This window comes from Clostridium sartagoforme AAU1 (assembly GCF_000401215.1).
Lineage (GTDB): Bacteria > Bacillota > Clostridia > Clostridiales > Clostridiaceae > Clostridium > Clostridium sartagoforme.
This window is the reverse complement of sequence record NZ_ASRV01000038.1, coordinates 1-13,318: the sequence shown is the minus strand read 5'-3', so window position 1 is coordinate 13,318 and position 13,318 is coordinate 1. Positions and strand designations below refer to the sequence as shown.

The window sequence follows — 13,318 nt, the reverse complement described above, 5'->3', positions numbered from 1 at the left end:
GTTGTTAATTAATTAACAAACTCTAAGATTTAAATTAATACACATAGCATAATAATATCACAAAAATTAGTAATAATATATATATAGTTAAAAATAATAATCTATATAATTACAATAATGTAATTATATATTTATAAGGAGGAAATAAAATGGCAAAATATAAAGTTGGAGATGAATTAATTGTAATAAGCGATCCTTCAGAGGAAAAAGAAAAGTTAAGAGAACTAACATACCTTACAACAGATGGAGATTACGCACAAATATCATGGGGTTTAAAAATTATTAAAGTTGAATATGATAAGCCATATGTAACTTTAACATATAGAAATGTTGATGGTGAAATAAATAAGGTATTTGCTGAATGTAGAGATATAGAAAACTTTGATCAGGAAAAGGTACTAGAAAAAGCTCTTTTAAAAGCATTCACAAATGAAATAATAAATATTTCAGTAGTTAAAAATAACACTCATTGTAAATTATAAAGAGGGGTAATTACTTTCTAATGTTCATTAATTATAGCATTAAAAAGTAATTCCTTCTTTTTTTTATCGTATAAAGACGTATAAAAATTAAAATTTTATGATTTTCTTTTAAATTATATATAACTATTATATAATGATTATAAATTATGTATTGAGGATGAGAAAATGGATATTTTTATAGCTAGACAAGGAATATATAATAAAGAGGAAAAAGTAGTAGCTTATGAATTATTATATAGAAACTCATTAAATAATATTTTTGATGACTCTATAGAAGAAGAAATAGCCACATATAAAGTTATAGAAAATATATCATCTTTTGGATTAGATATTTTAACTGATAATAGAAAAGCTTTTGTAAATTTTTCAGAGAAATTAATAAAGAAGAATATTGCAACATTATTACCAAAAGATAAGGTAGTAATTGAGGTGTTAGAAACTGTAAATCCATCTAAAGAAATAATAGATAGATTAAAGTTTCTAAAGGAAGTTGGATATAATATAGCTTTAGATGATGTAGTGGAAGAAGAACATATTATAAATTTTAAAGATGTTATAGATATAGTAAAGGTTGATTTTTTACTTTCATCTAAAGAATCAAGGAAACAAATAGCTAATGTTTGCAAAAACTTTAATATTGAAATGTTAGCAGAGAAGATAGAGACATTAGAAGATTTAAAAGAAGCACAGGATTTAGGTTATGATTATTATCAAGGTTACTATTATAGTAAACCATCTATATTTCTAGGGAAAGATATCTCTATTAAAAATAGTAGTATTTTTTCACTTTTAATTGAACTTATAAGAGAAGATTATGATTTAGATAAAGTAGAATATATAATAAAGACAGATATTGCATTAACATATAAGTTTTTAAGATTTATAAATTCATCATATTTTAATTTTTTATATGAGATAAAATCTATAAAGCAAGCTATTATATTGATAGGTAGAGAAGAACTTAGAAAATGGCTATCAATATTATCTGTTGTTGAAATATCATCAGGTAAAAGTGAAGAGTATGCTAAAAACATAATTATAAGAGCTAAATTTTGTGAAGAAATAGCATCCATATGTAATGAAGATGCATCATCAGCTTTTATGGTAGGTTTATTTTCTAATTTACACCTTATGATAGAAAAAGATGTAGAATATTTAGTAGAAAATTTACCTGTTAATATGAAAATAAAAAAAGCACTACTTGGAGAAGATAATATTTTTAGAAATATATTAGAATTATCTTTAGCTTATGAAATGGTTGATAATGAAAATATAACAAGAAAATGTAATAAATTAAAAGTTGATAAAGGGTCATTATGGAATTCATATTGTAAAGCTATTGAATGGAGTAAAAATATAGGGAATTAAGTCGATATTTATTTTACAGAAATAGGCATGAAATGCTTTATTTTAACAAAAATATATAATATAATATAAGAAAATTGTGATTTCGTTTTCACATATGGGTATTGGGGGGAGAATCATGAGCAAATGTCCATTTTGGTCAACTAATAATGAAAAGATAAGTTGTTATAATGCATGTCCTATGCATTCAGAAGATAGTACATGTCCGTTTAAGGAATTTTTATCTTCAAGTAATAAAGTAGCATTTGTTGATAATGTGGATGAAGACTTATTTTATTCACAAGATAGGTATATAAATTATTCAGATGAAAAAGTTATTAATTATTAAATTTTAATAGGAGTTGTCTTATGACAACTCCTATTTTATGCATTTATGCAGTAAGTCTTGCTTTAATGTCCATAATTCTTGAGATAAATCAACATAATAAGTATGTGGATTTTCAAATCTCAATATTTCAGGCCACATTTTAGTACTTTGATTTTTAGAAAATTCTTTTATTTCTAAAACAGAAGGACTGTCATAAACTTGCTGACCTTTATCAAAAATTTTAACCATCAGATCTTTAACATAAAAATTAGTTACTAATTTTCTTTTCCAAGTTTCTATAGGATGGAAAATCTCAAGAGGCATTGATTCATCAATTGTTTCATGATTTAAAGCGATAATATCGGCTATTGCATTGTGAGTTTCCTTATCATAAATTCTATATATCTTTTTAAAGCCTGGATTAGTAATTTTTTCTGTATTTTCACTTATTTTTATCTTAGGAACTATTTTATCATTATTTTCAACAGCTACTAATTTATAAACTCCTCCAAAAACTGGTTCAGATTTTGCAGTTATTAATCTTTCACCAACACCAAAGGAATCTATACAAGCACCTTGATTTAAGACATCTCTAATAATATGCTCATCTAATGAGTTAGACACAATTATTTTACAATCAGAATAACCAGCAGCATCTAAAAGCTTTCTGCATTTTTTAGTTAAATATGCTATATCACCTGAATCAATTCTAATTCCTTTAGGTCTCTTACCCATAGGCTTTAATACATCATTAAATACTTTGATAGCATTAGGAATTCCTGATTTTAAAACATTATATGTATCAACAAGAAGTGAACAATTATCAGGATAAACCTCTGCCCAAGCTTTAAAGGCTTCATATTCTGTATCAAATAATTGAACCCAACTATGAGCCATTGTACCAACAGCTGGAACATCAAAGTATTTGTCCGCAATAGTACAAGCTGTTGAATCACATCCACCGATTATTGAAGCTCTAGCTCCATAAATAGCCCCATCGTACCCTTGAGCTCTACGAGAGCCAAATTCCATGACTGTTCTACCAGCTGCGGCTCTACAAATTCTATTAGCTTTAGTTGCAATAAGAGTTTGATGATTTATTGTAAGTAAAATCATTGTCTCTATAAATTGAGCTTGAACAACTGGCCCTCTAACCATAACTAATGGTTGATTTGGAAAAACAAAATTTCCCTCTGGAATAGCCCATACGTCACATTTAAATTCGAAGTTTTCTAAGTAATTTAGAAATTCTTCTGAAAATAAATTTTTGTTTCTTAAGTAATCTATATCAGATTCTGTGAATTTCAAATTGTTTAAATATTGAATTAGTTGATCAACTCCAGCCATTATGCAATAGCCTCCGCCATCTGGAACTCTTCTAAAATACATATCAAAATATGCTATTTTATTTTGAATTTCTTTATTAAAGTATCCATTTGCCATTGTTAGTTCATAAAAATCAACTAACATAGTAAGATTACGTTCATTAGTAACATCAAATCTAATTAAGTTTTCCATGTTTTTCTCCCTTATTTGTTCAATTAAAAATCTTGAGATTTTTCTCCTTTAATTATTAATAATTAATTATGAATTATTTTGTTTCACAAAATTAAATATATTAAATATATTGTACATCTAGAGATAAATTATTACAATATAGATATTTATAGCATAAAAAAGACAATAATACATAAAAAAGGAGCAATTATGAAAATTTATTTAGATAACTATCAAAAGGAAGCTGTATATATAAAAGAAAATAATGTGTTAGTGGTTGCAGCACCAGGTTCAGGAAAAACAACAGTTATAATTAATAGAGTAAATCATTTGGTAACCAATTTAAAAGTAAAATTAGGTAATATAATTGTAATAACATTTACAAGAGCTGCTGCGGACAATATGAGAAATAGATATAAAATATTTTTAATAGAGAAATTGCACCTTTTTTTGGAACATTCCATGGTTTGTTTTATAAGATTCTTTTAAGGGAAGGATTTAATATTTCTATAATTGAAGGTGGTATAGCTCATAGAATAATTAAATCTACTTTAAATAAATATTCTGATGAAGTAAGTGAAGATAAAATAAAGGAAGCTTTGAATAATATATCTTTCTTCAAAACTTCTCTTAAGAATATAGAAGAATTTAAAGCAACAATGGCAAAAGATATTTTTATTGAGTGTTTAGAAAAATATGAAGATTATAAATCAAAAAATGGGCTTTGGGATTTTGATGATTTATCAATCAAAGTTGTAAATTTATTAAATGATAATACAGAAATTTTAAGTAAGTATCAAACAATGTTTAAATATATATTAGTAGATGAATTTCAAGATTGTGATGAATTACAAATTAAGTTTTTAAAAATGTTAAATAAAAATAACTCTTTGTTTGCAGTTGGAGATGAGGATCAATGTATATATAGTTTTAGAGGGTCAAGACCAGAATATATGGTTAGCTTTAGTGAAATTTTTGAACATGCTAAAAAATATATTTATCTACTAATTATAGAAGCAATAATAATATAGTAGAAGTATCAAAGGAAATAATCAAGAATAATAAAAGTAGAAACAATAAATTAATAAAAGCAAATAAGGATTCAGTGGGGGTAATAAATTTTAGAACACCTTATGATGAAAGAAATCAAGGTGAAGACATAGCAAATATAATAGAAAAATCAATAGAAAATCTAAGTGATAATGCTATATTATATAGAACTAATATGGAAGCTAGAAGTATAATTGATACTTTCACCAGAAGAAGAATTCCATTTATCCTTTTAGATAAGGGATATAACTTCTTTGAGCATTTTATATGTAAGGATATTTTGTCTTACCTAAGACTTTCAATAGATATAAACAGTAAAGAAAATTTTTTATCAATAATAAATAAGCCTTTCAGATATGTAAGCAAAGCCAATTTAGAATATATAGAAAGTTCTATTGAATACAAATCACCTTTTGATATTTTAATAGAAAAAAGGGATACACCACCATATCAAGCAAAAAAATTAGATGAATTAAAAAGAGACATACTTTATCTTAATAAAATTTCACTTTCTGGTGCAATACAGTATATAATTTCAGAATTAAATTATATAGATTATCTAAAAGATTATGGTGAACGATATAATCAAAGTATAGAAGAATTAGAAGACATAGTAGAAGAATTCAAAGTGGCAGCAGATGGGTTAAAAACAATAGTAGAATTATTATCTCATGTAGAAAGAGTAAAAGAAAAGATAGAGGAAAGTAAAGAGGTGCAAGATGGAGTAATTTTGAGCACAATACATGGGGTTAAGGGAATGGAATTTAAAAATGTTTTTATAATTAATTCAACAGAAGAAATAATTCCACATAAATCATCAATGGAAGAAAATATAGAGGAAGAAAGAAGATTATTTTACGTTGCAGTAACTAGGGCCATAGATAACTTATATATATTTTCTCCCAAAACACAAAAGGGGAAATTTAAGGATATTTCTAGGTTCGTTTTAGAAGGTGGATTAAAAAGTATAAATTCAAATAATGATTATGGAATAAAGATGAATGATATTATTCATCATAAAAGTTATGGTAATGGAAAAGTATTGTCAATAGATGACGATGTAATTAAAATAGATTTCGGGGATTGTGTGAGTAAAAGTTTTTCTCTAAGGGTTTTAATAGAGAATAATATTATTATAATGAAGAACTAAGTGTTCACTATTATGCAGGGAAGTTGTATAATTTTATTATGGTAATTAAAGGGGGATTTGTAATTGGTTTATATCTTAATAGGAATAGTAGTAGTTGTTGTACTATATTTTGTTATAACATTTGCTGTAGAAAGTGGAGTTTATTATGCATTAATTAAATTTGAGAGAACTAGAAAAAAAGAGGATAGCATAGTAATTGATAATAAAAAGGATGATGATTTTTAAATATAATGATTATTATATTAAATTATGAGGTGTTAGCAAATGAATAATATAAATTTAAAGAATATTAAATTTGCACTTGATGTAGGAACAAGATCTATTATCGGTAGTGTAGGTTTGATAGAAAATGACAAGTTTAAAGTTATATGTGAGAAGTATTTAGAACATGAAGAAAGAGCAATGGTAGATGGACAGATTCATGATATAAATTTAGTGGCCAAGGGCGTAAAAAAATAGTAGATGATATAGAAGATGAAATAGATATTAAATTAGAAAATGTATCTATAGCAGCAGCGGGAAGGTTTTTGAAAACTATAAATTCACAAGGTACAATGGAATTAGATTCTGAGGAAGAAATATCTAAAGAAGATGTAAGAAAACTAGAAATGTTAGCTTTAAAAGAAGCTGAGAATGAAATAAATAAGACTACTGATGGAAAGCTATATTGTGTTGGATATTCAGTTAAAAATTATTATTTAAATGGATTTATTATATCTAATTTAATAGGACATAAAGGAGAGAAAGCAGCGGTTGAAGTAATAGCAACATTTTTACCAAGGTCAGTTGTAGATTCTTTATATACAGTTATGAAAAAGGTAGGGCTAAGAGTAAGCAATTTAACATTAGAACCAATTGCTGCTATTGAGGCTGTAGTTCCTAAGAAATTAAGACTTTTAAATATAGCCTTAGTAGATATTGGAGCAGGGACATCAGATATAGCAATAAGTTCTAAAGAGAGCATATCTTCATATGGCATGGTTCCACAAGCTGGTGATGAAGTTACTGAGGCAATAGTGCAAGAATGTTTAGTCGATTTTAATACTGCTGAATACATAAAAAGAAATATTGAGTTGAAAGATGAAATAACATATACAGATATACTTGGGTTAGAGAACACAATTAAATCAGAGAATATAATGAAAAGTATAAGACCTGTAGTTAAAAAAATTGCTGAAGGAATATCAGCAAAAATAATTGAACTTAATGCAAATAAATCTCCAAGTGCATTATTTCTAGTAGGTGGAGGGGCACATACTCCTTGGATAATAGAAGAGCTTAGTGAAAACTTAAATATGCCGATTCAAAGAATTGCTATAAAAGATAGAAGTGCTGTTGTTGAATGTATCAGTAATAATAACCTAGGATCAGAAGGGGTAACAGTTCTTGGAATAGCATTAACTGCATTAAAAAATGGAGGAAATGATTTCATTGATGTAGTTTTAAATGGAGTTCCGATAAGCATGTTCAATTCACATGAGCATACAATTATGGATGTTATAATTCAAGCAGGAATAAATCCAAGTATGCTAATAGGAAAAAATGGTAAGAATTTAAAATATAAGTTAAATGGTATAAAAAGAATAGCATTTGGGGAAAAAGGAAGAAATCCAATAATAAAGCTTAATGGCAAATTAGGAAGTATAGATAAAAAAGTTAAGGCGGGAGATACTATAGAAATAGAATATGCAATTTCAGGTAAAGATGCCAAGGCAAAGATATCAGAACAAATAAAAGAATTCAATAGTATAGGTATATATATAAATAATAAATTAATTAATTTAGAGCCAATTATATTTGCCAATAATACTGTTGTAGATTTTGAATATTATATAAATGAGGACGATGACATAAATATAGTATTCCCAAAATCAATTAAGGATATAAAAGAATATATAATAAAAGAAGACGTTATTATTGAAAGCAATAGAATAAAACTATCAGATGATTATACAGTTAGCGAAGGGGATAAGTTAATCACATATAGTAATATTAAAGAAACTGAAATTTTAGAATCATTAGAAATTAAAGAAGTATTTAAGGAAAGTACTTTAAAGGAAAATAAGCCAAATAATGAAATTAAAGTAACATTTAATAATCAATTAATAACACTTAGTGGACAAAAAGACTATATATTTGTGGATATCTTTAATTATGCTAATTTTGATTTAAAAGAAGCAAAAGGAATAATAAATTTATTACTTAACGGAAATAAAACTGGATATACAGAAAAGTTAAAAGATGGGGATAATATCGAAGTTTTTTGGAGTTAAATTATATTTAAATAAATGAATTTGCAAGGGATACTAGGGGATAAGAATTAATGATGATAAATATTAATTAAATATTATTGTTAATTGTTAATTGTTAATTGTATAAAGGGGGCTGTTAATATGAATTTTAAAAATGAAGCAATAAGCATAAAAAATGAATTAGTAAAAATAAGAAGAGTATTACATGAACATCCTGAACTAGGAATGGAAGAGTATGAAACATCTAAATTTATTAAGAGATTTTTAAAGAATGAAAGAATAGAATTTAAAGAAGTTTCTAAAACAGGAATATGTGGAATAATAAGAGGAACTAAACAAAATGATGAAGGTATTGAAAAAACAATAGCCTTAAGAGGGGACATAGATGGATTACCAATATTAGATAAAAAGGTATGTGATTATTCATCGAAAGTTAAAGGAAAAATGCATGCATGTGGGCATGATGCACATACAACTATATTACTTGGAGCTGCTAAGATTTTAAATAGAAACAAGCATTTATTTTCTGGAAATATAAAATTATTATTTGAACCAGCAGAAGAAACTATAGGTGGAGCAAGGTTCATGATAAGTGAAGGTGTTCTTGAAAATCCAAGAGTTGATTGTATATGTGGGCTCCATGTAGAAGAAACATTGGAGTGTGGAACTATAATGCTAAAGCATGGAGTAGTTAATGCAGCCTCTAATCCATTTACAATAACTATTAAGGGCTCAGGAGGACATGGAGCTTACCCACATACAACAGTAGATCCAGTAGTTATAGCAAGCCACATTGTATTAGCATTACAAACTATAGTAAGCAGAGAAATTAACACAGCAAATCCAGCAGTTATAACAGTAGGAAGTATTCATGGAGGAACAGCGCAAAATATAATACCAGAAGAAGTACAAATAAGCGGAATTATAAGAACCATGAGCAAAGAAGATAGGGCATTTGCAAAGGAAAGATTAATAGAAATCGTTCAAGGAATATGTAAATCATCCAGAGCAACTGCTGAAATTGACATAGAAGAATCCTATCCTAATTTATATAATAATGATAATATGGTAGATTTATTTAAAGTTGGAGCTGAAAAAATTATAGGGAAAGAAAATGTTTTACTTCAAAAGAATCCTAAAATGGGAGTAGAAAGTTTTGCTTATTTTGCAAATGAAAGACCAGCAGTATTTTATTTTTTAGGTTCAGGAAATAAGAGTAAAAATATAATTTATCCTGCACATAGTAGTTTGTTTGATATAGATGAAGAGTGTTTGCCTTTAGGCGTAGCAATGCAATGTCAAATGGTGTTTGAATATTTGACAAGAAGCTAATTTAATATTAATCTATAACAATGGGGAAAATATAGTTAGAATACTAAAAAACTAGGAGTGATTAGTTTGAGAATAGAAATAGGCACAAATGAAGCAGGTCAAAGATTAGACAAATTTTTAAGAAAACTATTAAAGGATGTTCCATTAAGTAAAATCTTTAAAGCCTTAAGAAAAGGTGATGTAAGGGTTAATGGAAATAAACAAAAAGAAAATTATTCTTTGCAAATAAATGATGTGATAGAAATAAAATATATTCAAAGTAATAAAGAAGATCCAAAAGAAAAGTTTATTAAAGTTAATGCTAGTGGAATGAAAATTACTTATGAAGATTCTAATATATTAATAGTTGAAAAATGGCCTAATATTTTAGTTCATCCTGACGAGAAGGGAAAAGATGCAAGTTTAACCGATTATGTATTATCATATTTAAACGAAAAAGGTGATTACTTACCAGAAAATGAAATAACATTTACTCCTGCACCATGTAATAGATTAGATAGAAATACTTCAGGTATTGTAATATTTGGGAAAAATTTTGAAGCATTAAGAACAATGAATGAAATCATAAGAGAAGGAAAAGTTGAAAAATATTATAATGCTTTAGTTAAAGGTAAAATAAAGGATGGATTATATAAAGGATATATTCATAAAAATGAAGAAGCTAATATATCAAAGATATATGATGAGAAAGTAAATGATTCAAAAGAAATAGCCATGGAAGTTAAAACCATAAAAACAAATGGCGCATATTCATTTTTAGAAATAAATTTAATAACAGGAAGAAGCCATCAAATAAGAGCGCATTTATCACATTTAGGAGCGCCTATAATTGGTGATAATAAATATGGAGATAGAAAATTAAACTCATTTTTTGCAAATAAATTTGGACTTGATTGTCAATTCTTATATGCATATAAATTGATTTTTAGAAACACACCAGATAAATTAAGCTATTTAAATAATAAAACTATAACAGAAAGCTTACCACCAGTATTTAAGAAAATTAAAAATGATGTGTTTAAATTCACAATATAATAAAAGGTGATTGGGTATGGAACAAAAATCAGTAGGACGTGGTTTTTTAATATTATCAATAGCAGGTATTGCTGGTAAGTTATTATCAGCAATATATGTTCCTTTATTAACAAGAGTTTTAGGGCAAACTGGATATGGAATATATGTAGCAGGTTATGATATATTTGTATTTTTAATTGCAGTAACTAGTTTGGGTGCACAACCAGCAGTTACTAAGGTTGTAACAGAACTTAGAGCAATGGGGAATCATAAGGATGCCTTAAGAGCAATGAAGCTATCAATAAAATATTTAGCAATTATAAGTATTATAATTGCTGGAGTCTTTATGGCCTTATCATTTCCTATATCTAAATTAATATACAGAGAAAGATCGGCTTTAACGTTTTTATTTTTAGGACCTGCAATAATTTTTGCAGCAGTTTTATCTGCATTTAGAGGATATATGCAAGGGGTTGAGGAAATGGAATCTTTAGCAATATCTCAAATTATAGAGCAATTAATAAATGTTGTTCTTAGTCTTGTTTTTGCAGCTTTATTAATTTCAATTACAAGTAATTTAGAATGGGGAAGTGCTGGAGGAACTATAGGGACTTCACTTGGTGCAATTATTGCAATTATATATATAATTTATATATATAATAAGAAAAGTTTTGCAGAAGAAGCAGAAAGAAATCATGATCCAAGTAAAAAAAGAGTTTCTGATAAGAGAATAGTTAAAAAGTTATTTATGTATGCTATCCCCATAACACTAGTTGCAGCTGTTCAAAACTTTGCAGGTGTTATAGATAGTATAACTGTAGCTAGGAGTTTAACTTCGGCTGGATTTAATGGAGATATGGTAGATAGTTTAACTGCAGTACTATCTTATTATAAAACTCTTATTTATGTACCACTTGCTATAGTAACTGCCCTTGGAACATCTATATTTCCAAAGATTATACAAGCTTTTGTGTATAAAAATAAAAAGGAATTAAAGCAGCAAACTAGTTATGCTTTTAGAATAATGTACATAATAGTTATGCCAGCAACCTTTGGTCTAGCAATATTAAGTAAGGAAATATATAGTTTTCTATTTCCTTCTAACTCAGGATATAATTTACTCATGTATGGATCTACATTATTAATATTTATGGCAATAACAACTATACAAAATGTTATTTTACAAGGAATTAATAAGTTGTACTTAATTATTGTATCTGCCAGTCTCGGATTAGTTGCGAAAATAATTATAAATGTAGTATTGGTTTCAATTCCAAGTGTTAACATAATGGGGGCAGTAATTGCAACCTTTGTATCATTTATTATACCTACTATAATAAATCATGGGAAAATTAAACAATTCTTTAGAGTTAATATTCCCATTGTAAAGCAAGCAATTGTACCAACGATTTGCTCTTTATTAATGACATTAGTTATACTTGTTGCAAAGTTTCCTATTATTAAGGTTACTGAAGCCTTAGGTAGTGGAAAAGCAATTATTGCAATAGCAACATTAGTTTTAATTGGTGTAGGGGGAGTTGTATATCTATATACAATGGTTTACTTCGGTGGAATAAGGAAGAAGGATTTGGATTTAATTTCACCAAGAATATTTAGATTATTACCTAGAAGATTGAGAAAAGAACTGATTTAATAGTGCACAGTGCACAATTCATAGTTTCTTATTATGAGTGGTGGAAGGTAAGAGGGAACAGGTAGCAGGTAACAGAGAATTTAAGATGAGAAAAAAGTTCTTAGGAAGTTTGGAATAACATGCACCTTGTATAAATTAAATTCTAAGCTTTATAGGGGAGAATAACTTTGATTTTTCGCTTTTACTCTTATTTAAATTTATAACCTGATACCTGTTCTATTATGCAAAAAAACTGTGAACTGTGCCTTGTGAACTTTGAACTGCAAAAAGAAGTGTTGGGGGAAATAGTTTATGGAGTTATTAAAAGACTTAATAATTACAACGGTACTTGAAATTGTGTATTTTATAGGCTCTATTGTTATAGTAGGATTTATACTAGGATTTTTTAGGACTAAGTCTATAAAAAACTTTTATGGAGCTATTGGAAGAAAGAGTATTTATATAACTGGATTTATAGGTGTTCCCATTCATGAATTAAGTCATGCATTAGCAGCAGTCATTTTTAAACATAAAATAAGCAAAATAAAACTTTTTCAGCCTAATAATGAAGATGGAACATTAGGATATGTGAAACATACATATAATCCTCTTAGTATATATCAACAAATTGGCAACTTTTTTATTGGAATAGCACCTATTTTAGGAGGAATATTTTCTATCGGTATTTTAATGTATTTTCTTATACCTAATATATACAACGAATTTAGGTTAACTATGCTTAGTAGTATAAATGAGATGAATTTAATTAATTTAATTTCAACATTTAAAGCATTAGTAAAGTTAATATTTACATTAGATAATTTCACAAATATAAGATTTATAGTTTTTTTATTCTTAGCAATATGTATATCTTCACATATATCATTAAGTAAAGCTGATATAAAAGGAGCTAGTAAAGGAATCTTTAGTATGTTTTTTGCACTTATGATATTAAATTTATTAGGCATAACAAAATACATATCACTAAGTATGATAATAAGCTATAACATGTTCATTATAAATATTCTTTTTATAGCAATAATATTTTCACTAATAACATATGGTATTAGTTTAATAATAAAATTAATTTTTAAAGTATATTTAAATAGTTAACTTTAAGAGAGTAGCACTTCAAAATATTGATGTGCTTTTTTTACTCTATAGGAAATTATATCTTAAAAATCTGTGGATAAGTCATTTATAGATTATAAGTTGTTAAAGTTATTCCTATAGAGT

At 26.8% G+C, this 13,318-nt stretch carries 9 protein-coding genes and 2 pseudogenes; 10 read left to right on the top strand and 1 reads right to left on the bottom strand.

Annotated elements, in window-relative coordinates:
- The first annotated feature begins 149 nt into the window (after nt 1-149).
- From A500_RS03505 to A500_RS03495, 3 genes are all read left to right on the top strand, one after another.
- Nucleotides 150-482, top strand: a complete 333-nt coding sequence (locus A500_RS03505; protein ID WP_016206209.1) for a hypothetical protein — start codon at nt 150-152, stop codon at nt 480-482.
- 165 nt (nt 483-647) lie between these two features.
- Nucleotides 648-1,850 (top strand): EAL and HDOD domain-containing protein, encoded by a 1,203-nt coding sequence (locus A500_RS03500; RefSeq protein WP_016206208.1) that lies wholly within the window; start codon nt 648-650, stop codon nt 1,848-1,850.
- A gap of 115 nt (nt 1,851-1,965) precedes the next feature.
- Complete coding sequence (locus A500_RS03495) at nt 1,966-2,175, top strand: hypothetical protein (protein WP_016206207.1); 210 nt, start codon at nt 1,966-1,968, stop codon at nt 2,173-2,175.
- 30 nt (nt 2,176-2,205) lie between these two features.
- On the opposite strand, the gene A500_RS03490 is transcribed toward A500_RS03495, so the two are convergent.
- Complete coding sequence (locus tag A500_RS03490; protein WP_016206206.1) at nt 2,206-3,672, bottom strand: nicotinate phosphoribosyltransferase; 1,467 nt, start codon at nt 3,670-3,672, stop codon at nt 2,206-2,208.
- A 189-nt stretch (nt 3,673-3,861) separates the two neighbouring features.
- Between A500_RS03490 and A500_RS21620 the strand changes: the two are divergent.
- The 7 genes and pseudogenes from A500_RS21620 (at nt 3,862) to A500_RS03460 (ending at nt 13,195) form a co-directional block, all read left to right on the top strand.
- A pseudogene (locus tag A500_RS21620) lies at nt 3,862-5,851 on the top strand (ATP-dependent helicase).
- 63 nt (nt 5,852-5,914) lie between these two features.
- Nucleotides 5,915-6,076, top strand: a complete 162-nt coding sequence (locus tag A500_RS20275; RefSeq protein WP_156174305.1) for a DUF6019 family protein — start codon at nt 5,915-5,917, stop codon at nt 6,074-6,076.
- A gap of 39 nt (nt 6,077-6,115) precedes the next feature.
- Nucleotides 6,116-8,124 (top strand): annotated as a pseudogene (locus tag A500_RS03480) (cell division protein FtsA).
- A 120-nt stretch (nt 8,125-8,244) separates the two neighbouring features.
- Complete coding sequence (locus A500_RS03475) at nt 8,245-9,435, top strand: M20 metallopeptidase family protein (RefSeq protein WP_016206204.1); 1,191 nt, start codon at nt 8,245-8,247, stop codon at nt 9,433-9,435.
- A gap of 66 nt (nt 9,436-9,501) precedes the next feature.
- A complete protein-coding gene (locus A500_RS03470; RefSeq protein WP_016206203.1) occupies nt 9,502-10,470 on the top strand; it encodes an RluA family pseudouridine synthase in 969 nt (322 codons plus the stop codon).
- 16 nt (nt 10,471-10,486) lie between these two features.
- Nucleotides 10,487-12,103: a putative polysaccharide biosynthesis protein gene (locus tag A500_RS03465; protein ID WP_016206202.1), complete on the top strand. Its 1,617-nt coding sequence runs from the start codon at nt 10,487-10,489 to the stop codon at nt 12,101-12,103.
- 291 nt (nt 12,104-12,394) lie between these two features.
- On the top strand, nt 12,395-13,195 hold the full coding sequence (locus tag A500_RS03460) for a hypothetical protein (protein ID WP_016206201.1): 801 nt from the start codon (nt 12,395-12,397) through the stop codon (nt 13,193-13,195).
- Nucleotides 13,196-13,318: the final 123 nt, after the last annotated feature.